Genomic DNA, 20,682 nt, shown 5'->3' on the forward strand with positions numbered 1-20,682 from the left:
CTGTCCACGGTCAGCGTAGGACTCCCGGCCCGGCACCGGGTAGGGGCGGGCAGCGGCCCGTCAGGCCGGCGGCGCGGTTCAGGCCGGCTTGGTCGCCCAGTGGATCGCGATCGTTCCGAACAGGTGGGTCTCGTGGCCCACGTCCACGAAGCCGGCGTCCTCGAGCAGGTCCTGGATCTGGGCCGGGGTCTTGAAGCCGCGGGTGGTGGCAGAGAGGTACTCGTAGGCGGAGGAGTCACCGGTGATCAGCCGGGACAACCGGGGCACCACGTGCTTGATGTACGCGGTGGAGAAGGGCCTGATGATGTTCTCCGGTGCCGGGGAGGTCTCCAGGGCCACCATCCTCCCGCCGGGCCGCAGCACCCGGAACTGCTCCGCCAGCGTGGTGGGGATGTCGGCCACGTTGCGCAGCAGGTACCCGTGGGTGACGGCATCGAAGGACGCATCCTCGAACGGCAGGTCCATGGCGTCCGCCTCGACCCAGGTGATCTGGTCACCACCGGGCCGGGCCTTGCCGACCTCCATCATCTCGGGGGCGAAGTCCGCCCCGGTGATCCGGGCCCCGTAGTGGGAGCGCAGCACCTCCAGGGCGATGTCCCCGGTGCCGGTGGCCAGGTCCAGCACGACGGGCGCCTCCGGCAGCTCGGCCCGTTCCACGGTGCGGCGCACGAACCGCGGCTCCTGACCCCAGGTCATGACGAGGTTCATCAGGTCGTAGCGGCCGGCGATGCCGTCGAACATGGAGGAGACCTGGGCGCCGTGGTCATCGCGGGCGGGATGCTGGGTGTTCACCCGCTCCACGCTAGTCGCTCCGGCCCGCGCGCACCGCACGCACGCCGGCCCCGGTCCCTCGAGGCGCGGGTGTGGCCAGTGACCACGCCGGCCCCGAAGAGGAATGCGACCGGCGCGGTCACTGGGCACGTCCACCATGGACCCGACCACGTGGGCGAAGCCCCGCACGGCTTCTTGCACCACGTGGTTAGGCTAGGCTAACCTCCGGGAAATAGGCAATAGCGATGTTGGCAAATGACCTGACCTGGTCTGCGGCACCGTCCTCGCCCGCCGGTTCCACACCGTTGCCGGTCCGTCCGCAGGCCCTCCTGTGACTCTCGAAAGGCCACCCGACGTGCCCTCTTCCCCCACCTCGCCCGTCTCCCCGCGCGCCGGAACCACCCGGCGCCGCGCCCTGGTCCTCGGTTCCCTCGCCCTCGGCGCCACCCTGCTCGCCGGCTGCTCCACCGGCCCGGCGGGGGGTTCGTCCGAGCCGACCTCGCCCGCCGCCACGGCCGCCGATGCCGGCAGCGCCGACGCGGCCTTCCCCCGCACCATCGAGCACGCCTTCGGTGAGACCGAGATCCCGGCCCAGCCCGAGCGCGTGGCCACCGTCTCCTGGGTGAACCAGGACATCTCGCTGGCCCTGGGCGTGGTGCCGGTGGGCGTGGCCGCCACGGAGTACGGCGGCAACGAGAACAAGTCCACGGACTGGTTCGACGCCAAGCTGGAGGAGCTCGGCGCCGAGGCTCCCGAGCAGTACTCGGAGTCGGACGGGATCGACTACGAGGCGATCGCGGCCACCGAACCGGACGTGATCCTGGCGACCTACTCCGGCATCGACCAGGAGCAGTACGACAAGCTCTCCGAGATCGCCCCGGTCGTGGCCTATCCCGAGGGCACCGCGGCCTTCGGCACACCCTGGCAGGACTCCACCCGGATCATCGGCGAGGCCCTGGGCAAGGACGCCGAGGCCGAGCAGGTCGTGACCGACGTGGAGGGACAGCTGGCCGCCGCCGCCGAGGACCACCCGGAACTGGCCGGCACCACCTTCCTCTACGGCACCGTGGACCCGGCCGCCGCGGACCAGGTCTACCTGTTCACCGCCACGGACAACCGCCCGAAGTTCCTCTCCGCGCTCGGGATGGACCTGGCACCGGTGGTCGCCGAGGACGAGGCCGCCCAGGAGGCGTTCTACATCACCTGGTCCCCGGAGCGGGCGGACGAACTCGACTCGGACATCTTCGTATCCTCCGCCGCGGACGAGTCCGTGGGCCAGGCCATCGCCAACGACCCGCTGCTGGGTTCGATCCCGGCGGTCCAGGACGGGACCCTGGTCCTGCAGACCGACGAGCAGGAGGTCCTGTCCATCTCGGCGTCCTCCCCGCTGTCCATCCCGTGGGCACTGGAGAACGCCCTGCCGAAGATCACCGAGGCCGCGCAGAAGGCGGGCGGCTCCCCTGAGTAGCCACCCCCCGTCCCGTCGGGGCGCGGCATGAGCGCCGGCCGGCCCTCCCCCGCCCCGGCCGGGGTGTCGCGACCCCCGGCACCCCGCCCGGCACGACGGCGGCCGGTCACCTTCCTGGTGGCCCCCGCCGTCGTGCTGGTGCTGGCGTGCCTGGCCGCCCTGGCCCTCGGGGCCCGCTCCGTGGTTCCCTCCACCACGGTGGACACCCTGGCCGGCCTCCTGACGGGGACCGGCACCGCCCCCGGGGACATCGACGCGGCCGCCGTGCTCTCCCGCATCCCGCGCACCGTGACCGCGATCCTGGTCGGCGCCGCCCTGGCCGTCTCCGGGGTGGCCCTGCAGGGAGCCACCCGCAACCCGCTGGGCGACCCGGGCCTGCTGGGCCTGACGGCCGGCGCCTCACTGGCCGTGGCCCTCGGGCTCGGGGCGGGGTTGCCGTCCGGGCTGGGGACCGCCGTGGTCCTGGCGATCCTCGGGACGGTGCTGGCCGCCGTCGTGGTCTACGCCGTGGCCTCCGCGGCCTCCCGGCTGGGCGCCGGCACCGGTGCCGCCCCCGGCCCGCTGTCCCTGGTGCTGGCCGGGGCGGCCGTCACGGCCGGCTGCACCGCGGCCACGAGCGCCCTGCTGATCCTCTCCCCCGCCGTCCTGGAGCGCTTCCGGTTCTGGACGGTCGGCTCGGTGGCGCGGACCTCCCTGGAGGACGCGGCGTGGCTGGCCCCGGTCGTCGTGGTCGGCATCCTCATGGTCCTCGTGGCCGCTCCCGGTCTCGACGCCCTGGCCCTCGGCGACGAGCTCGCCCACGGGCTGGGCTCCCGTCCCGAGCGGCTGCGGATGACGCTGCTGGGCGCGACCGTCCTGCTGACCGCCGCGGCCACCTCCCTGGCCGGGCCCGTGGTGTTCGTGGGCCTGCTCGTCCCGCACGCCCTGCGCCGGTTCCGCCCGGCCTCCACCCGCGTGCTCGTGGTCGGCTGTGGCCTGTGGGGCGCCGTCCTGCTCGTGACGGCCGACCTGGCCGGCCGGGTGGTCATCGCCCCACAGGAGATCCACGTGGGCGTGACCACCGTGCTGATCGGGGTGCCCGTGCTCCTGGTGCTGCTGCGCCGCAGGGCGGTGTCCCTGTGAGCGCCCTGACGGGTGAGGCCACCCGGGCCGCGGCCGGGCGGCCGGGCTCCTCCGCGGCCCCGGACGCGCTGGCCGCCGTGCGCGCCCTGCAGTCCGGGTCCCGGCGCCGGCTCGTGACCGTCACGCTGGCCCTGGCAGTCGCGCTGGTGCTGGGGATGGGCGTGCGCGTGCTGCTCGGCGGGTACACCGTCACCATCCCCGACTTCCTCGCGATCCTGGGCGGTGAGACCATTCCCGGGGCCTCGTTCATCGTGCTGCAGGAGAAGCTGCCGCGGGCCGTGGCCGGCGCCCTGGCCGGGGCCGGGTTCGGCGCCGCCGGCGCCCTGTTCCGCCGGACCCTGCGCAACCCGCTGGCGAGCCCGGACATCCTGGGGGTGACCCAGGGGGCCGCCGTGGCCGCCGTCGGGATGCTGGCGTTCGGCGCGGAGGCCGGCAGCGGGGCCGGCATGGCGGTGGCAGCCCTGATCGGCGGGCTGGCCGCGACCGCGGTGGTGCTGGGCTTCTCGACCGCCGGGCGCTCCGGCGGGCGCCTGGGCGGGGGCCCCTCCGCCGGGTCCGGTGGACTCGCCGGGGCGCTGGGCGGGACGACGTTCATCGTGGCCGGCATCGCCGTGGCCACGCTGTGCCAGGCCGTGCTGTCCGGGGTGATGCTGTCCCTGAACCAGCACGACCTGCAGTCCGCGGCCATCTGGACGGCGGGGTCGCTGAACGCCGTGACGTGGGAGCGGATCGTGGTGCTGGCCGTGCTGCTGGCCGTCCTGCTGCCGGCCGGGGGGATGCTGCACGCCCGGCTGGCCCCGGCGGACCTGGGCGGGGAACTGGCCCACGGGCTCGGGTCCCGGCCCGGGCGGACCGGACTGGGGGCGCTGACGGTGGGCGCGCTGCTGGCCGCGGCGGCCACCGCCGCCACGGGCCCGCTGGCGTTCGTGGCCCTGCTGTCCACCCCCGTGGCCCGCGGGCTGACCGGCGGGCGCCCGTCCCTGCCGGCCGCCGCCCTGTGCGGCGCGGTGATCGTGATGGCCGCGGACTTCCTGGCCGCCGAGGCCTTCGGCGGGGCCCGGCTGCCGACGGGCGTGCTGACCGGAGCGGCCGGTGCGCCGCTGATGCTGTGGCTGCTGGTGCGGTCCGGACGGAGGAGCTGAATGGACACGGACTCAGGAGCGCGTGCGGTGCCGGAGGCCACGGACGGGACCACGGCGGGCCCGTCGTCACCGGGAGGCCCCCCACCCGCGATCCGCCTGCGCGGGGTGACCCTGGGCTACGGCGACCGCGTGGTGGTCGGCCCCGGGCAGCCCCTGGACCTGGACCTGCCGAGCGGGCAGACCACGGCCATCATCGGCGCCAACGGTTGCGGCAAGTCGACCCTGCTGCGCGGGCTGACCCGCCAGCTGCCCCTGCTGACCGGCACCCTCGAGGTGCTCGGCCGGTCCGCGGAGCACTGGCCCGCGCGCAGCTACGCGCGCACCGTGGCCCTGCTGCCACAGTCCCCGGTGGCCCCGGACGGGATGACCGTCGAACAGCTGGTGGACCGCGGACGGCACCCGCACCGCGGCTGGTTCGGTGCCCGGACGGCCACCGACACCGAGGCGATCGCCCGGGCCCTGGAGCTGGCCGACCTCGTGGAGCTGGCCGGCGCGGACGTCTCCGAGCTCTCCGGCGGGCAGCGGCAGCGCGCCTGGCTGGCCCTGGTCCTGGCCCAGCAGACCCCCGTGGTGCTGCTGGACGAGCCGACGAGCTACCTGGACCTGTCCCACCAGGTCGAGCTGATGGACCTCGTCCGCTCCCTGCCGGACCCCACGGTGGCCGGGCAGCGGGCCACCGTGGTCGCGGTGCTGCACGAACTGAACGTGGCCTCCCGCAGCGCCGACCACGTCGTGGCGATGGCCCACGGCCAGGTCGTGGCGGCGGGCCCACCGGGGCAGGTCCTGACCCCCGCCCTGCTGGAGGAGGTCTACGGACTGGACGCCGACGTCGTGCCCGATCCGCTGCTGGGCCACCCCGTGGTGCTGCCGCGCACCCCGGCCGACCGACTGGGGGCCTGACCCCCGGCCGGGACCAGGAGGCCGAGGAGGGCGATTCCCGACGCCGCCCAGAAGGCCGCCGGCAGACCGGCCTGGTCGGCCAGGACCCCGAGCAGCGGGGCGGCACCGCCCTGCCCGAGGGCGAGGAACAGGAACGCCAGCCCGACGCCCCGCGCCGGTTCGCGCCCGAAGACCTGGGCGCCCCACAGGAGCAGGACACCCGTCAGGACGATGTAGACGCCGCCGAAGGCCCCGTGGGCGAGGAGGGCGACGACCGGGTCCTGCGGGGCGGCGGCGAGGACGGCCGTGGCGGCGCCCAGGGCCACCAGGGAGCACGCCCAGACGGTGCGCAGTCCGAAGCGCTGCGTGGCATCACCCGTGACCGCCCCCAGCAGCCCGCAGGCCCCGAGGACGATCCACGCGAGCGTGGCGAACGACTGGCCGTGGCCGCCGTCGCTCGTCAACAGGTCCGGCCCGAAGGTCCAGGTGGCGGCACTCGAACCGCCCACCACCGCAGCCGCCAGGAGAAGGTGTGCGGCGCCCGCGGGTGGTCGCCCGCCTCCCGGGAGCGCCCGCCGCGGCACCGGGACCCCCGCGGCGGCCCGCCGGGGGCCGGACGGGACCGCCACGGCGGCCCATGCGGTGACCAGGGCCGCCGCCCCCGCGAAGACCCACCAGGCGAACCGCCAGTGCTCGCCCGCCAGCAGGGCGACCGGGCCGGAGACGAGCACGCCCAGTCCCGTGCCGGCGTTTACGACCGTCTGCAGGCGACTGCGCGCCCCGGGGTGGACCCGCCGGGCGATGGCGTGGGCCAGCGGAGGCGAGGCGAGACCGGTACTGGCTCCGGCGAGCATCACGCCCGCGACGAGGAGCACGACCCCCGGCGTCAGGGCGATCAGGGCGGTGCCGAGCGTGGCCAGCACGCCGGCGAGGACGGCCGTTCGCCGGGCACCCCACCACGGGGTGGCCAGTGTGGCGGCGAGGATGCCCGCGCAGTAGGCGACGTAACTGCCCGAGGCGATCACCCCCGTTGCGGAGGCGTCCAGGGCGAAGCTCTCCCGGAAGGCCGGCACGAACAGCCCGTAGGCGAACCGGGCCAGACCGTAACAGACGGCGATGAGGCTCATCCCGGCCGCGGCCAGTGCCAGGGCACGGGTGGGCGAGAGCAGGGTGGGGCCGACGCCGGACCGGGGCTTCAGGGTGTGGGAGCTCATGTGGAGTCCTCGCCTGGTCGGAGGGGTGAGGGACCGTGGGGGCAAGCCCCCGTGTTGTTCACAGATCGGTGAAGGTGTCACGACACTAGGTATACTGATCGGTGAAGTCAAGGTTCGGTGAAGTCAAGGGAGGGACCGTGGGCACAGCCGAACATCCGCAGGTGCGGCTCACGCCGGGCGCCCTCCGCATCCTCGACACCGCGTCCGAGCTCTTCTACCGGCACGGGATCCACGCGGTGGGCGTGGACACGATCGCCGCCGCATCAGGCGTGACCAAGCGCACCCTCTATGACCGCTTCGGTTCCAAGGACACGCTCGTGGCCGCCTACCTGGAGCGCAGGCACGACCAGTGGTGGTCGCTGTGGGCGCAGCGCATCGAGGCGGCTCCCCGGCCGAGGGCCCTCACGGTGTTCGACTCCTATCTCGACGACGCCCCGACGTCCGACCGGGGCTGCGCGTTCCTGAACGCGGCCGCCGAGCTGCCGGGATCCCACCCGGCCTACGAGGTCGTGCGCCGCCACAAGTGGCTGGTCCGAGAGCGGCTCGAGGAGCTCGTCGCCGAGGACCCGGGCGTCTCCCAGCCGGGCCAGCTGGCCGAGCACCTGTTCCTGCTGCTGGAGGGGGCGGTGGCGCATCGCGGGCTCGACGGTTCACAGGACCGGCTCACCCGTGCCCGCAGCCTGGCGGCACAGCTCCTCGGTGGCCCCGGGCCGGGGTGAACGGGTCCCGGGAACGGCGGCGGCAGCGTTCCGGCGCCGCACCTGGGCGGTGGCCTGCTCCCGGTCGTCACGCGCTGCCACGGCCTGAGTCGCGGTCCGGCAGGTGCTCAGGCGAACAGCGCCACCGCCATGACCAGGGGCAGGGAGACGACCGAGGCGATCGAGGTGACCATCGTCAGCGTCTTGAAGGTGCCCTGCGTGGACAGCCCGAGCAGCGCCTTGAACATCCAGAAGAAGTTGCTGTTGACCTGGAGGGCGAACATGGAACCCGAGGCGATGGCGAGGCCGATGACGATCGGTGAGACGTCGATCGAGCCGAGGACCGGGCCGATGATCCCGGCGGCGGTGATCGCGGCGACCGAGACGGAACCGATCGCCAGGTGAAGCGCCGCGGCGATGCACCAGGCCAGCAGGATGCTGAGGATGGCCGGCGCCCCGGCCTCGGCGGTGAAGAGCCCCGCCATGATCGTGTCCAGTCCGGTCTCCCCGATGACCGCACCCAGGGATCCACCGATGCCGGTGATGAGCAGGATCTCACCGGTGGTGTGGAATCCCTCGCTCATCGCCGCCCCCGTCCCGTCCGCCCCGAGGACGCGCCGGCAGAGCAGGTACGCACCGAGCAGGCCGATGAAGAGCGCCAGGTTGGCGTTGCCGAGGAAGGCGATGACGTCGTTCGAGAACCCGAACAGCTCGGCGAAGGCGCCGAAGGCGATCAGCAGCAGCGGCACGAGGATGGGCAGCAGGCTGACGAACAGCGGGGGCGTCCGGCTGTCCTCCGTGACGAGTTCGGTGGTCTCCAGCTCGACCATGGCCGCGTCGACCCTCTCGTCCCTGGGCTGCTTCCAGTACCCTCCGCGCAGCAGCTGCCGGAAGACCAGGGTCGTCGCGATCGCGGTCAGCGGGCCGAGCACGAAGCCGTAGAGGAGCCAGGTGCCGAGCGGGATACCCATCAGTCCGGCGATGGAGACGGCCGCCAGGCCGGGGACCACGAAGACGTACCCGGCGAAGATCCCGGTTCCCAGCGCACCGGCCATGAGCGGCAGTCCGATCGGGCCGATGTAGGGGCCGGTCGACCGCGCCACGGGCGCGGCCAGGACCACCTGCACGTCCACGTAGATGGACGGGAAGATCGTCGACATCGCCGCGGTCAACGCGTACGGGAGCCGCCGCGCCCCGACGCCGTTGACCAGCAGGGTCACCATCTTCTGGAAGGCACCCATCGCATGGAGCAGCGCGCCGATGAGCACGCCGAAGCCGATCAGCAGGCCGACCTCCGCCATGATCTCGCCGAAACCGCTGGCGATCGCCTCGATCGTGGCGGTGAAACCCACGCCGGTCGCCAGGCCGAGGTACAGCGAGCCGATGACCAGGGAGATCACCGGGTCGACCTTCAGCCAGATGATCAGCACGACGATCACGACGATCGCGATCACGGTATGCAGGATGACCATGACGTGCTCCAATCAAAAGGCAGAGCGACGGAGTCCTCCGTCGTCACCCGCACGAGGAGCACACCTTCTGCCTGCGGCGGCGTCAGTGTCAAGGCGTGGACCACGGCGTCGTCGGGCTGCCTCCCCCGGAGAGGGTGACAGGACCGTGGCCGTTCCACCGCGGAGCGCACACTGTCCCCCAGGAACCGAGCGGCACAGGGAATGCGTGACGGGCCGGCGTGCCGCCCATGACGATCCGGGGAGGGGCGATGAGCACCGAGCAGTCGGCGTCCGACCGTGAGGAGTTGATCCGGCTCCGCGCCGAGGTCGCGGCGCTGCGGGCCGCCCAGGAGTCCAGCACCGGGACGGCCACCCGGCCGGGTGCCGGCTGGACGTCCCGGCTCCGCACGATCGGTGCCACGATCCTCATCATCCTGGGCTCCATCCTCGCGCCGCTGTCGGTCGTGGCGACCTGGCTCGACACCCAGGTCACCGACACGGACGCCTACGTCGAGACCGTCGGACCCCTCATCGAGGACCCGGCCCTGCAACAGGCACTGTCCCGGACGATCACCGCGCGGGTCTTCGAGGAACTCGATGTCCCAGGCGTGACCCAGACCGCGCTGGAGTCCCTGACCGCTCGCACCGACCTGCCGCCCCGGGTTGAAGACCGCATCACCGGACTGGCCGTGCCGATGACCGAGGGCGTCCAGACCTTCCTGCAGGACCAGGTCCTGCGGGTCGTCTCCTCTGACCGGTTCGCCACCGTGTGGGCGGAGGCGAACCGGGCCGTGCACGCCCAGCTCGTCGCCACCCTCACCGGCCAGACCCGTGAGGGTGTGGAGATCACCGACGGCCAGGTGGCGCTCGACATCGCACCGTTCGTCGAGGTCGTCAAGGAGCGCCTGGTCGACCGCGGCATCGGGGTGGCCGCACGGATCCCGGAGGTCCACACGTCCTTCGTCCTCTTGGAACTGCCCAACCTCCCCGCCGCCCAGCGCGTCTTCGCGGTGCTGAACGCGCTGGGCGCGGCCCTGCCCTTCGTCGCCCTCGCCGTGCTCGCGAGCGGCATCCTGCTCGCCCGCGGCCGCCGCCGCGCGGCGATCGGCGCGGGACTGGGGGTCGCGGCGGGGATGCTCCTGCTGGGGACGGCGGTGCTGATCGCCCGGGAGGTGTACCTGGGATCCATCCCCCCGGACCTGCTGCCCCGGGAGACTGCGGCGGCGGCGTTCGACACCGTCGTCCGGTTCCTGCGGACGAGCATGCGCGCCGTGTTCGTGCTAGCACTCATCCTCGCTACGGCGGCCTACCTGACCGGCCCGTCCGTCGCCGCCACCACCCTGCGCAGGGGCATCGCCTCCGGGTTCGACGGCCTGCGCGCCGCGACCGGCCGCCCGGGAGGCCTGGCCGGGGAGCGCGTGGGCCACGCGCTGGCCTCCTACCGTCGCCCGCTGCGGATCGGTGTCATCGCCCTGGGCGCGTTCATCGTCATCGTCATGGACCGGCCGAGCCCCGCCGTCATCGTGACCGTCCTGCTCCTCGTGCTGCTCGCGCTGGTGGCCCTCGAGGTGCTTGCCGCACCGGCGCCCGCCACGGCCGATCGAGACGAGGCTCCGGCCACCGCCACCCGGTCCGGGGGTGGACGGGACCCCGACGCAGTGCCGGCGCCGAGCACGCCCACCCGGGACTCCGGCGCGGCAGGCCCTCCGACGTGACCCACCGGCAGGACAACCCCGGTGATGACAGGTGATGACATGGGCACCTTCGGCCCCTGGAGCATACCCACGTGCCAGTCGGGTACCCCGCACGCGTGTGACCGTGCGGGCACCTCCATACCGTGGTGATCGGCGCGCCATGGTGGCGCGACGGGCCGTCCTTGCCCAGGTCAGGGCGGCGTCTGCGCATGTCTTCAGTCGTGCCCCGCTGCCCATTCGCCCATCGGCGCCGCGATGGACGGAACCATTATGCGACCGGCGCGCCAGGCACCCAACTGTCCGAGAGGAAACCGCGTTCGTGAAGTCCAGCAACCGCACCGTGATGGTCCTCGTCCTGGCATCCGCCGTGCTGGCCGCTTCCGGGTGTGCCACGGGCAGCGCGACGGCCCAGCCGCATCCCACGGTCACCGTGACCGCCGCCGCCCCCGCCCCGGAATGGACCCGGACCGTGAATCCCGACTGGGAGTTCCTGACCGTGGTCCGGGACAGCGGCATGATGTTCACCCAGGACTGGGAGGCAGACCTGGAGGCCGCGGGCCTGGACCTGACGCAGACCGATACCTTCCAGCTGCGCAGCCAGGTGTGCGGGAGCGCGATGAACGACGGCACGGGGGACTACAACCCGGCGAGCCAGACCCACAGGTTCTGGCTGTCCTCGTTCTATGACGAGGTACGCCGGGCCGGCCGGGGCGATGCCTGGGACGTCCCCCGCACGGTCGCCTACCACCACTGTCCGTCGCGGTTCGCCGCCGTCAACGCCGTGGAGGAACTGGAGTCCCGGTCGCGCTGAGTGCCGCGGCGGGTGAGCGGGGCCGCTCAGCCCTCGCAGTCGGTGCAGTAGAGCATGCCGTTCTTCTCCTTGGCGACCTGGGACCGGTGGCGGACCAGGAAGCAGGAGGCACAGGTGAACTCATCGGCCTGGGCGGGGACCACCCGGACCATCAGTTCCTCGCCGGACAGGTCGGCGCCGGGCAGCTCGAAGCCCTCGGCGGCCTCCGTCTCGTCGACGTCGACGGCCGCGGACTGGGTGTCCGTGCGGGTGCTCTTCAGTTCCTCGATCGAGCTCTCGGACAGCTCGTCCTCGTTCTTGCGTGGCGCGTCGTAATCGGTGGCCATCGGGGTCTCCTCACATGCGGCAGGGGGTGGCCAGGAGAGCTGGCTCTAACACCGCCCGCCTGAAACACCCGGAGGGGCCCACATATTCCGCGAGCGGACCGGCTGCTTCACCCAGGCGTCCGCCATCGCCCGTCCCCGGACGCACGGAGATCGACGGACCGGACCCGGACGTCGGGTCCGGCCTGTCGTCCAGGCCCGGGGAACAGGTGTCCGACCCCGCCCGCGGCAGGCTCAGCCGGCCAGGGGATCGGACACCCGGATGAGCTTCCTGTTGGCGAATTCCTCGATGCCCAGGGGGCCGAGCTCACGACCGTAGCCCGAGCGCTTGACTCCCCCGAAGGGCAGGTGCGGTTCTGACTCGGTGTTGCTGTTGATGAAGACCATGCCGACGTCGAGGCGCCGGGCGACGTCCTGGGCCTGCACCGGATCGGCACCGAAGACCGCCGCGCCCAGCCCATAGGGGGAGTCATTGGCCAATTCGACCGCAGCGTCGGCGTCGGCGACCTTGTACACGGACGCCACCGGCCCGAAGGCCTCCTCGTGCCACAACCGGCTCTGCCGCGGGATGTCGGTGAGCAGGGCCGGTGTCAGGAAGAACCCCTCCCCGCGTGCCTCGCCGCCCACGTGGAGTGTGGCCCCCTGGGCGACCGCGTCCTCGATCTGTTCCACGAGTTCATCCCGGGCCGCCGAGGATGACACCGGGCCGAGGCCCGTGTCACGCTGCGCCGGGTGCCCCACGCGGACATCGGTGAAGCGCTCCTTGAGCCCGGTGACGAACCGGTCGTAGACCTCCTCGACGACGATGAACCGCTTGGGCGAGGTGCAGGCCTGACCCGCGTTCGCCAACCGCCGGCTCGCCGCCGCCTCGATCGTGTCCTCCAGGCGGACGTCGTCGAGGACGATGAAGGGGTCGGACCCGCCGAGCTCCAGGACGACCTTCTTCAGGTGGCGGCCCGCCTGCTCCGCCACGATGGCTCCCGCCCTCTCGCTGCCCGTCAGTGAGATCCCCTGGACCCGGGGGTCCGCGATCACGGTGGAGAGCTGGTCATGCGTGGCGAAGAGGTTGATGTAGCACTCGCGGGGCAGCCCCGCATCGCGGAGGATGTCCTGGATGATGAGCGCGGACTGCGGACAGTTGGCCGCGTGCTTGAGCAGCACGGTGTTGCCCAGCGCCAGGTTGGGAGCGGCGAAGCGGGCGACCTGGTAGTGCGGGTAGTTCCAGGGCATGATCCCCAGCAGCACGCCCGTCGGCTGCAGGTGGACCTCAGCCGTGCCCGTGTCCACCGGAAGGCGGCGTGGTGCGAGGAACTGTTCGGCGTTGGCGGCGTAGTAGTCGAAGATGTCCGCGGACACCGCGATCTCTCCCAGCGCCTGGTCGATCTGCTTCCCCATCTCCAGGGTGATCAGCTCGGCCAGCTCCTGGGCGCGCTCGCGATAGATCCCGGCCACGCGATGCAGGATGGCCACACGCTCGCCCAACGGGGTCTCGCGCCACCGCAGGTAACCCCCGTGGGCTGCCTCGAGCGCCGCCTGCACCTCGTCATCGGCCGCGGCGTCGAAGCGCGCGACGACCGTGTTAGATGACGGGTCGAGGGTTTCATAGGTGGTCGACATGGAGGGGCTCCGTTTCATCGAAGGCTGGGGCGCTGCATACGGGAATGCCGCGCGTGACGGGCATCACAGGCGACGTGCGCCCAACATAACATCTGTTCGTGATGTTTAGATAGGGCCCGGATTGACGGCCTCCTGGGGAGCCCGACCGCCGTGACCGTCGACCCGTGATGCGCCAGCTGCACGGGCTGTGACCCCGGGGGTCGCTCCGGCCGTTCGCTCGACCCTCGACGGATCATATCCTCTACAAGTATTCTTTTGCTCGGATCTTCTGCCACGCCCAGAGGCGTCCCGCCCACCGCGCGCGCACGGCCGGTCACGGCAGGCGGGCTCCGCCCATGACCTATCCTCGGTGGTACCCACCCGTCGCCCTCGGACTCCCGCGGCGGACCGCACCCCCGTCGACATGTCTACCGAGAGGAACAGGTTGGCTTCCGAGTCGAGTGGCCTGGACCCGGCCCACGCGCCGACCGCTCCGGTACGCGTGATCGCCGACCGCACTGCCTTGAGGGACCACATCTACCGCGCCCTGCCTGAGGTCGACCGTGCCGAGGCGATCGCCAACCGGCTCCGGGACTCCATGTCCGTGGGACTGCTGACGGAGGGTGATCGCCTCCCCAGCGAGCTCGAGATGGCCGAGTCCTTCGGCGTCTCACCCACCACGGTGCGCGACGCGCTGGCCACCCTGCGCGCCGAGGGCCTGGTGGACACCCGCCGGGGCAGGCATGGGGGCACGTTCGTGGTGTCGCTGCCCGAGGTCTCCACCGGCGCGATGAGGGAGCGGCTCTCCGCCCTGTCCGTCGTGGAGCTCCGTGACATCGGCGATCATCGGGCGGCCGTCTCGACCGCGAGCGCCCGGCTGGCGGCGTCGCGGGCCGTGGAGAGCGACCTGGAGCGGTTCCGCAGGCTGGTCAGCGCGCTGGCCGCAGCACAGGACCCTGCGGCCAGGGCTCGCGCGGACAGCCGCATCTGGCTGGAGCTGGCCGTGATGGCGCAGTCCCGGCGCCTGCTCGGACTGGAGCTGCAACTGCAGCTGGAGATCGGTGAGCTGCTGTGGGCGCCCGTCGGTTCCCCGCGCGACCACCGCACGGCCCTGGAACCCCTGCAACAGCTCGCGGACGCCCTCGAACGCAGGGACGCGGAGGCGGCGGCGCTGGTGACCGGCCGGCGGATCGCGGCGGACACCTTCCACATGATCGACCAGAAGCTGACGCTTGCCCTGCGCGGAGCCCAGGAGGACGGATCCCATGACCGAGCTTGACGATGTCAGGTCCCTGCGTGAATCCCTGGCCACCGAGTTCGACGACCTGTACGCCGACCTGGAGCACATGGCGGAGGCCGTCCGGGCCGCGGTGGCCTCCCCCGGCCCCGTCGGGGGCACGGACCGGGTGGGCCCGTTCGACGACGATCAGCTGCGGGCCATGCGGGACCAGGCCATCGGCCTGCTGTCCCGGCGGAGGATGGCCGATGGTGCAGGCTTCATCTTCGACCCGGACCGGATCGCCATCGCCGAGCAGCTCATCCAGTGGCAGGTGCGCAGCCAGGCGGGCGGGTTCGAGCCGTACGGATTCGTCTACGACACCGACTCGACCGAGTACTACGACTTCATGCGACTGCCCTGGTTCGAGACCCCGCGCAGAACGGGTGGCCCCACGCTGGCAGGGCCCTACCTGGACTACCTGGGCGTGGACGACTACGTGCTCACCGCCACGGTGCCCATCGCCGGCGGCGGGGTGTTCGTGGGGGTCGCCGGCGCGGACATCCCGGTCAGTACCCTCGAGCGCATCGTGCTGTCCCGCTGCCGGGGACTGGACGTCGCGGTGGCCCTGGTGACCGCCGAGGACAGGATCGTCTGCTCGAACTCCGCGCACTACCTGCCCGGCGACCGGCTCCCGCAGGGCCCGGAGACCGGCACCCGGATGAGCCTGCCCACCCGGGTGCCGACGCTGGCCGTGCAGTGGGGCGCGGAGCGGTCCGCCTGAGGGCGCGGCGGGATCAGACCCGAGAACGGGACCGGGCCCGCGCCTGATCCAGGAAGGCGTTGAAGAGCAGCAACCGGTCGTCTCCGGCGCCATCGCTGTCCTCGGGGTGCCACTGCACGCCGACGATCCACGTGTTGTCCACGCGCTCCGTCGCCTCCACGACACCGTCCAGGGCCCGGGCCGCGACCCGCAGCCCGTCCCCGACGCGGTCGACGGCCTGGTGGTGGCCGCTGCGCACCGTGAGCCGCTCACGCCCGTAGGCCTGATGCAGTCGGGTGTCCCGCGCCAGCTCGACCTGCTCGTCGAGGAACATGGGCGCGCCCTCGGTACCGTGGTGGAGCGTCCCCGGCTGCAGGTCCCGGACCAGCGTCCCCCCGCACGCCACGTTCAGCAGCTGGGAGCCGCGGCAGACCGCCAGCAGGGCCGCGTCGTCCTCGATGGCGCCCTGGATCATCCTCAGCTGCCGCTCGTCCGAGCGGGGATCACGGCCGAACTCGTTCGGGATCGGTTCGTGGACGCCGTAGAACGCGGGATCCACATCGCCACCGCCCAGGACGATGACCCCGTGCGCCCGGCGGATGAGCTCGTAGTCCGGCTCCTCCTCGGCACTGACGTCGACCAGCACGGGCCGGGCCCCCGCGTCGCGCAGTTCCTCGAGCGTGAGCCGGGTGAACCGCTGGAGCAGCCCGTACGTCTCCTCCGTCTGGCCCGGGAGGTTCAGCTGGGCCACCACCGCGATGTCCACGTCCGCGTGCGGCAGTTCCAGGGGCGAGGGCAGGACGTCCTGCGGCCTCAGTACCAGGTCGTCGGTGGCGGTCATGCGACCGGGTCCTCCTGTCGTCGGGGCCGGAGCGGCCGGGTCGATTGATGCTGACGGTACGGCGTCGGCGCGGCCCCCCGGGCGTGGCCGGGAATTGCCCTGGCATCGCGGCGGTTGCGGGCGGCCTCCACCACCCAGTCGAACAGCGCCTGGTCGGTGTGCACCGTCTGCGCGCGGTCCTCGGGATGCCACTGGACCGCGACGATCTCGAGGCTGCGGTCCTCGAGCGCCTCCACGCATCCGTCGGGGGCACGCGCGACGACCTCCAGCCCGTCCCCGATGCGGTCCACCGCCTGGTGGTGGTAGCTCGACACGTCCACCCCGGAGGCTCCGCCCAGGGCCGTTCCCAGGCGGCTGGCCGGGTCGGCCACGATGTCGTGTACGGTGCCGGTGTGCTGCAGAGCCTCGGCGGGCCAGTGCTGCACCAGGGTGCCTCCGCGCTCCACGTTCCACAGCTGCATGCCCCGGCAGATGAGCAGGCTGGGCACCCCGGACTGCTCGGCCCAGGCGATCGCCCGGGCGTCGGCGTCGTCCTGTCCGCGGAAGTCGGTCAGGGTCAGCCCCTCGGCGGCCGGCTGACCGTAGCGCCCCGGCTGGATGTCCGAGCCGCCCGGCAGCACCAGGCCGTCGATGAGGTCCCACCGGCTGAAGGCACGGCCGGGGAAGACCAGCACGGGCTCGCCACCGGCCCGGACGATGGCCTCCAGCACGGCATTGGCCACCACGGAACCGGAGAAGCGCAGTCCCCGGATCTGGTCGGACCACATGGCCGGCACCGCGATGAGCGGAGGCCGCGCCTCGTCGGGGTGGACCTGCCCGCTCATGACGGCCTGCCCTCGTGCAGCGACTGGGGGAAGGGCAGGTGCGGCATCCACCGGTCCCAGGCCGCCTCGAGGCGGCCCGAGGCGATGACCCGCGCGAGCGCCTCGTCCAGCAACCGCAGCAGGTCCGGCCGGTCCTTGGCCACGCCCACCCCCCAGGGGTTGCGGGTGGGTGCGGTGAAGGCGATCCGGAAGTCCGGGTCCTCACCCAGGGGCACGGTCACGACGTCGTCGTCCACCATCGCGTCCACGCTCCCGTCCCGGACGGCACGGATCATGTCACCGAACACGTCGTCCGTGGAGGCGAACGGCACCAGGACCGCTCCGGGGAAGGTCTCCGCGAGCCGCATGTTGGCGCTGCCCTCGATCGCCGCGACCCGGCGCCCGGAGAAGTCCCCCGGGCCCTGCGCCGGGTCGTCTGCACGCACCAGCACCGACTCGTTGAAGATGGCGTACGGTCGCGTGAAGTCCACCTGCTCCTGGCGGGAGGGGATGATCCCCTGGCCGCACCAGACGGCGTCGGCACGCCCGTCCCGTACGGCCGTGAGCATCTGGTCCCACGGCAGCACCGTCCACTCGATCGATGCCCCGGCCTCCTGGGCGACCAGGGCCGCCGCGTCCGGTTCGTAACCGGTCCTCGTCCGCCCTCCGTCCGGTGAGAGGTCGAACAACGGGTGCGCCTCCGAGTCGATGCAGGCCAGGCGGAGCACTCCCCGCTCCAGGGTGCCCGCCGACGCCACCGCCACGGCGTCCTGGTGAGTCGCCCGGCTCACGGGATCGCCTGCCAGTACTGCTGGTACTCCCACTCGGTGACCGCGCCGCAATAGCGGGCCCACTCGTCGGACTTGGTGTCCAGGAGCAACTGGACCAGGTCCTGCGGCAGGCTGCGCTGGATGTACTCATCGGCGCGGAACGCCTCGATGGCCTCACCGAGGGACAACGGCAGGGCCTCGCCCCGCACGCCCGGCGCCGGCGGCTCGATCCGGTTGCCGATGCCGTCCGCGATCGAGGCGACCAGCAGGGCATGGGACAGGTAGGGGTTGACGGCCGCGTCCGGCACGCGGACCTCGGCGCGGCCGTTGGCCGAGATGCGCACGAGGCTGGCACGGTCGTCCAGGCCCCAGTCGGCCCGCGCCGGGGCGAACTGGCCCGGGTCCCAGAAGCGCTTGTAGGAGTTGACCGTGCTGGCCATCACGAGCATCATGCCCGGGGCGTGCTTCAGGATGCCCCCGATGGCCCACCGCCCCAACTGGGACATGTGCAGTTCCTGGACGCCGTCGATGATGAAGGTGTTCTCGCCCTCCTGGTTCCACAGGCTGATGTTGTGGTGGCAGCCGTTGCCCATGGAGCCCAGGTACGGCTTGGGCATGAAGCTGGCCTCGACGTCGAATTCGCGCGCCACCTGGGAGCAGATCTGCCGGTAGGTCACCAGCCGGTCGGCGGTCAGCTCGATGTCGTCGAAGTTCCAGTTGAGCTCGATCTGTCCCTGGTCCTCGTAGTCGCCCTCGATCATGTCGAAGCCGAGCGCATCGGCGTACTCCTCGATCCGCTTGTAGATCGGACGCATGGTCTCCAGGTTCTCGACCTGGTAGGCGGGGCTGTGGCCGGGGACCAGCACGGGCTTGATGGTGTCCCCGCGCCAGGTCATCTCCGGTTCGGTGCCGGACTTCATGGTCAGCCCGAAGGTGTCCTTCAGCAGCTGGTGGGTGCGGTGCATGTTCGCCCGCGCGTCCACGGCGAGCGGGCGCCCCCCCACGACCGGCAGGTGCGGCGGCTCGTAGGCCGCGCAGAAGATCCGGCCGATCTCGGGGTCCCAGGGCAGTTGCTGGAAGGTCTCGGCCTGGGGCAGGGCGACGAACTCCTTGGCCTCGACCCCACCGCCGATCAGGTTGCCGAAGATGTCGGTCTGCAGGTCGGACAACGCCGTGCGATGGAAGCTGATGCCCTTCTCCAGGTTGCGCACGATGTGCTTGGCCGGGACCATCTTGGCCACCGTCCGGGAGTGCAGGGTGGGGAGCATGTAGTAGAGGTACTTCACCCCGGACCGTTCGATCTGCTCGGTGATCCGGGCCACCGTCTCCTCGGCCAGGTTCGCCTGCTGGTGCCGGGCGAAGGCGTCGTTGTCCTGGAGCAGGGTGCCCACGCGCTCCTGGTAGAGCTCGGTGAGGTTGCAGCCGTTGGTCCTGGCGGTGTGGTCCAGCAGGTCCAGGTGGGGCTCGACGCCCACGGTGCGGTCGATGGTGTCAGTCATGGTCTTTCCGATCTGTTCAGCGGAGCCCGGACGGGCACCGCAGGGGTCAGGAGGCGACGCCGACGGTCTCGGCCGTCCGGTCGGATATCGGGGTGGGCTGCCCGAGCAGCTTGCGGAAGTGCACGAGACGCCCGGCCGGCAGGCCGATCGTCACGACACCCACCGCGAGGCCGTCACGGTCGTAGCGGATGACCACGCCGTCCTCGACGGCGTCGAGTGATCCCTCGAGCACCGCCAGGCCCGTGGCCCGGTGGGGTGCGCCGATGCCCTGGATGCGGATGCCGAACTGGTCGCTCCAGAAGCTGGGGACGGCCGCGTAGGCTGCCGGCGGTTCGGAACCGGTGAGGTCCGCGACGAGCGTCCTGGCCGCCGTCTTGGCCATGTCGATGGCACCCTGCCAGTGCTCGACCCGGCGCATCTCGCCCTCGGCCCACGGGTCCTGGTACCGGGCGATGTCCCCGAGTGCGACGGTGTGCCCCGCCCCGGCCACGCGCAGGCGATCGTCCACGACGACGCCGTCGGTCAGGTCCAGTCCGTTGCCCTCCAGCCACTCGGTGTTCGGCACCGAGCCCACGGCCTCGACCACGACGTCCCCCTGGATCTCGGTCCCGTCCGCCAGGCGCACCCCGGCCGCGAGGGCCGGGCCACCGTCGTCCTGGATGCCCTCGGCGGTGAGGTATTCCTCCACCGAGTGCCCGGTGACGATCTGGATCCCCCGGCCGACCAGCCAGTCGCGCATGATGACGGAGACCTCTTCGCCGAGGACCCGGTGCATCGGGCCACGGGATCCCTCCACGAGGTGGACCTCGCATCCCAGCTCGCGGGCCGTGGCCGCGACCTCGCAGCCGATGAACCCGCAGCCGACGACCACGACGCGGGCTCCGGGGCGCATCTGCCGGTGGAGGCCGAGGGCGTCCTCGAGGGTCCGCACCACGTGGCGACCGACCGTGGGTCCGGGGACGTGCAGCCGGCGGGGCCGGATGCCGCTGGCGATCACGAGGCCGTCATAGGCCAGCTGCTCCCCCGAGGCCAGGGTCACCGTCTGGCCCTGGAGGTCACTGGCCACCACCCGGACGCCCAGCCGCCAGTCCACCGTCTCCATGGTCGGACGCTGGCGCAGTGCTACCGTCGCCAGTGCGTCCTCGGGCGAGCCGGGATGCGCCAGCAGCTCCTTGGAGAGGGGTGGCCGGTTGTAGGGAGGGTGGACCTCCTCGCCGACCACGGTGATGGCCCCGTCCCAACCGGCGGCGCGGAGCTGCTCGGCGGCCCGGAGCCCTCCCATGGAGGCCCCGACGACGACGATGCGCGGTTCCTGGTGCTCACTCACGGCTCACTGGTCCCCTTTGAGGAAGATCGCCTGGACCGGGCAGACGTCCATGGCGTCCTCGATGTACTCCAGTTCGCCCGCGGGAAAGCCCTCGGTGTACTGGAGGATGCCCTCCTCGTCCATCTCGAACGTGTTCGGTGCGGCGATGGCGCACTGCCCGTGGTTCTCGCACAGGGTGCGGTCGACCCAGACCTTCATGCTCTGCTCCTCGTCTCGGGGGGCGCGTGCCGCCTCGCGGCTGCTGTCAACGTGTGTCGTGCTCATGGATCTGTTCCTCTGGGGGTGTCCGGTGCG

Annotated in this window: 20 protein-coding genes; 9 read left to right on the plus strand and 11 right to left on the minus strand. The window is 72.2% G+C overall.

What is annotated here, in order from left to right; all coding sequences use genetic code 11:
• Positions 1-78: 78 nt before the first annotated feature.
• Positions 79-792 (minus strand): ubiquinone/menaquinone biosynthesis methyltransferase, encoded by a 714-nt coding sequence (locus GGQ69_RS14280; protein ID WP_298043500.1) that lies wholly within the window; start codon positions 790-792, stop codon positions 79-81.
• Positions 793-1,126: 334 nt separating this feature from the next.
• Between GGQ69_RS14280 and GGQ69_RS14285 the strand changes: the two genes are divergently transcribed.
• The 4 genes from GGQ69_RS14285 to GGQ69_RS14300 are packed head-to-tail and all read left to right on the plus strand — an operon-like array spanning position 1,127 to position 5,403.
• A complete protein-coding gene (locus GGQ69_RS14285; protein WP_183529721.1) occupies positions 1,127-2,239 on the plus strand; it encodes an iron-siderophore ABC transporter substrate-binding protein in 1,113 nt (370 codons plus the stop codon).
• Positions 2,240-2,266: 27 nt separating this feature from the next.
• Entirely contained in the window at positions 2,267-3,361 is a 1,095-nt protein-coding gene (locus GGQ69_RS14290; protein ID WP_255459754.1) for an iron ABC transporter permease, read from the plus strand.
• Positions 3,358-4,503: a FecCD family ABC transporter permease gene (locus tag GGQ69_RS14295; RefSeq protein ID WP_370577197.1), complete on the plus strand. Its 1,146-nt coding sequence runs from the start codon at positions 3,358-3,360 to the stop codon at positions 4,501-4,503. Before GGQ69_RS14290 ends, GGQ69_RS14295 begins: the two co-directional genes overlap by 4 nt.
• Positions 4,504-5,403, plus strand: a complete 900-nt coding sequence (locus tag GGQ69_RS14300) for an ABC transporter ATP-binding protein (protein ID WP_221243823.1) — start codon at positions 4,504-4,506, stop codon at positions 5,401-5,403.
• Here the strand turns inward: GGQ69_RS14300 and GGQ69_RS14305 are convergent.
• Positions 5,313-6,596: an MFS transporter gene (locus GGQ69_RS14305; protein WP_183529723.1), complete on the minus strand. Its 1,284-nt coding sequence runs from the start codon at positions 6,594-6,596 to the stop codon at positions 5,313-5,315. The two genes, GGQ69_RS14300 and GGQ69_RS14305, sit on opposite strands and share 91 nt — an antisense overlap.
• Before the next feature lie 137 nt (positions 6,597-6,733).
• On the opposite strand from GGQ69_RS14305, the gene GGQ69_RS14310 reads away from it, so the two are divergent.
• Positions 6,734-7,315 (plus strand): TetR/AcrR family transcriptional regulator, encoded by a 582-nt coding sequence (locus GGQ69_RS14310; RefSeq protein WP_370577198.1) that lies wholly within the window; start codon positions 6,734-6,736, stop codon positions 7,313-7,315.
• Positions 7,316-7,422: 107 nt separating this feature from the next.
• Here the strand turns inward: GGQ69_RS14310 and GGQ69_RS14315 are convergent, their stop codons facing one another.
• On the minus strand, positions 7,423-8,766 hold the full coding sequence (locus GGQ69_RS14315; RefSeq protein ID WP_183529725.1) for a GntP family permease: 1,344 nt from the start codon (positions 8,764-8,766) through the stop codon (positions 7,423-7,425).
• 248 nt (positions 8,767-9,014) lie between these two features.
• Here GGQ69_RS14315 and GGQ69_RS14320 point away from each other — a divergent pair, with 248 nt between their 5' ends.
• Together GGQ69_RS14320 and GGQ69_RS14325 are read left to right on the plus strand one after the other, a co-directional pair.
• On the plus strand, positions 9,015-10,460 hold the full coding sequence (locus tag GGQ69_RS14320; protein ID WP_183529727.1) for a hypothetical protein: 1,446 nt from the start codon (positions 9,015-9,017) through the stop codon (positions 10,458-10,460).
• Positions 10,461-10,758: 298 nt separating this feature from the next.
• Entirely contained in the window at positions 10,759-11,250 is a 492-nt protein-coding gene (locus GGQ69_RS14325; RefSeq protein ID WP_183529729.1) for a hypothetical protein, read from the plus strand.
• Positions 11,251-11,276: 26 nt separating this feature from the next.
• Here the strand turns inward: GGQ69_RS14325 and GGQ69_RS14330 are convergent, their stop codons facing one another.
• Positions 11,277-11,576, minus strand: coding sequence for a DUF4193 domain-containing protein (locus tag GGQ69_RS14330; RefSeq protein WP_010145591.1), 300 nt, complete (start codon positions 11,574-11,576; stop codon positions 11,277-11,279).
• A gap of 231 nt (positions 11,577-11,807) precedes the next feature.
• The gene (locus GGQ69_RS14335; RefSeq protein WP_183529731.1) at positions 11,808-13,190 is read right to left on the minus strand and encodes an NAD-dependent succinate-semialdehyde dehydrogenase; all 1,383 of its coding nucleotides are present in this window, start codon (positions 13,188-13,190) and stop codon (positions 11,808-11,810) included.
• Between the two features lie 424 nt (positions 13,191-13,614).
• Between GGQ69_RS14335 and GGQ69_RS14340 the strand changes: the two genes are divergently transcribed.
• Both GGQ69_RS14340 and GGQ69_RS14345 read left to right on the plus strand, forming a co-directional pair.
• Positions 13,615-14,448, plus strand: coding sequence for a FadR/GntR family transcriptional regulator (locus GGQ69_RS14340; protein ID WP_183529733.1), 834 nt, complete (start codon positions 13,615-13,617; stop codon positions 14,446-14,448).
• Entirely contained in the window at positions 14,435-15,169 is a 735-nt protein-coding gene (locus GGQ69_RS14345; protein WP_183529735.1) for a hypothetical protein, read from the plus strand. The genes GGQ69_RS14340 and GGQ69_RS14345 overlap by 14 nt, the downstream gene beginning before the upstream one ends.
• Before the next feature lie 13 nt (positions 15,170-15,182).
• Here the strand turns inward: GGQ69_RS14345 and GGQ69_RS14350 are convergent, their stop codons facing one another.
• From GGQ69_RS14350 to GGQ69_RS14375, 6 genes are read right to left on the minus strand one after another with little or no spacing between them, the layout of a single operon-like run.
• The gene (locus tag GGQ69_RS14350; RefSeq protein WP_183529737.1) at positions 15,183-15,989 is read right to left on the minus strand and encodes a gamma-glutamyl-gamma-aminobutyrate hydrolase family protein; all 807 of its coding nucleotides are present in this window, start codon (positions 15,987-15,989) and stop codon (positions 15,183-15,185) included.
• Positions 15,986-16,813 (minus strand): gamma-glutamyl-gamma-aminobutyrate hydrolase family protein, encoded by an 828-nt coding sequence (locus GGQ69_RS14355; protein ID WP_183529739.1) that lies wholly within the window; start codon positions 16,811-16,813, stop codon positions 15,986-15,988. Before GGQ69_RS14355 ends, GGQ69_RS14350 begins: the two co-directional genes overlap by 4 nt.
• Positions 16,810-17,583 carry a substrate-binding periplasmic protein gene (locus tag GGQ69_RS14360; protein ID WP_370577199.1) on the minus strand — a complete coding sequence of 258 codons (774 nt, stop codon included), beginning with the start codon at positions 17,581-17,583 and terminating at the stop codon, positions 16,810-16,812. The genes GGQ69_RS14355 and GGQ69_RS14360 overlap by 4 nt, the downstream gene beginning before the upstream one ends.
• Entirely contained in the window at positions 17,580-19,061 is a 1,482-nt protein-coding gene (locus tag GGQ69_RS14365; RefSeq protein WP_183529741.1) for a glutamine synthetase family protein, read from the minus strand. Before GGQ69_RS14365 ends, GGQ69_RS14360 begins: the two co-directional genes overlap by 4 nt.
• Positions 19,062-19,107: 46 nt before the next feature.
• Positions 19,108-20,388, minus strand: a complete 1,281-nt coding sequence (locus GGQ69_RS14370) for an NAD(P)/FAD-dependent oxidoreductase (protein ID WP_221243824.1) — start codon at positions 20,386-20,388, stop codon at positions 19,108-19,110.
• A gap of 3 nt (positions 20,389-20,391) precedes the next feature.
• Positions 20,392-20,652 (minus strand): ferredoxin, encoded by a 261-nt coding sequence (locus GGQ69_RS14375; protein ID WP_255459755.1) that lies wholly within the window; start codon positions 20,650-20,652, stop codon positions 20,392-20,394.
• Positions 20,653-20,682 lie beyond the last annotated feature (30 nt).

This window comes from Micrococcus sp. TA1, assembly GCF_014199555.1.
In the GTDB taxonomy this organism is placed as follows: Bacteria; Actinomycetota; Actinomycetes; order Actinomycetales; family Micrococcaceae; genus Citricoccus.

Coding starts and splice junctions, on each gene's coding strand:
- GGQ69_RS14290 (WP_255459754.1), top strand. CDS start 2,267: ATGAGCGCCGGCCGGCCCTCCCCCGCCCCGGCCGGGGTGTCGCGACCC.
- GGQ69_RS14300 (WP_221243823.1), top strand. CDS start 4,504: ATGGACACGGACTCAGGAGCGCGTGCGGTGCCGGAGGCCACGGACGGG.
- GGQ69_RS14305 (WP_183529723.1), bottom strand. CDS start 6,596: ATGAGCTCCCACACCCTGAAGCCCCGGTCCGGCGTCGGCCCCACCCTG.
- GGQ69_RS14315 (WP_183529725.1), bottom strand. CDS start 8,766: ATGGTCATCCTGCATACCGTGATCGCGATCGTCGTGATCGTCGTGCTG.
- GGQ69_RS14320 (WP_183529727.1), top strand. CDS start 9,015: ATGAGCACCGAGCAGTCGGCGTCCGACCGTGAGGAGTTGATCCGGCTC.
- GGQ69_RS14330 (WP_010145591.1), bottom strand. CDS start 11,576: ATGGCCACCGATTACGACGCGCCACGCAAGAACGAGGACGAGCTGTCC.
- GGQ69_RS14335 (WP_183529731.1), bottom strand. CDS start 13,190: ATGTCGACCACCTATGAAACCCTCGACCCGTCATCTAACACGGTCGTC.
- GGQ69_RS14345 (WP_183529735.1), top strand. CDS start 14,435: ATGACCGAGCTTGACGATGTCAGGTCCCTGCGTGAATCCCTGGCCACC.
- GGQ69_RS14350 (WP_183529737.1), bottom strand. CDS start 15,989: ATGACCGCCACCGACGACCTGGTACTGAGGCCGCAGGACGTCCTGCCC.
- GGQ69_RS14355 (WP_183529739.1), bottom strand. CDS start 16,813: ATGAGCGGGCAGGTCCACCCCGACGAGGCGCGGCCTCCGCTCATCGCG.
- GGQ69_RS14365 (WP_183529741.1), bottom strand. CDS start 19,061: ATGACTGACACCATCGACCGCACCGTGGGCGTCGAGCCCCACCTGGAC.
- GGQ69_RS14375 (WP_255459755.1), bottom strand. CDS start 20,652: ATGAGCACGACACACGTTGACAGCAGCCGCGAGGCGGCACGCGCCCCC.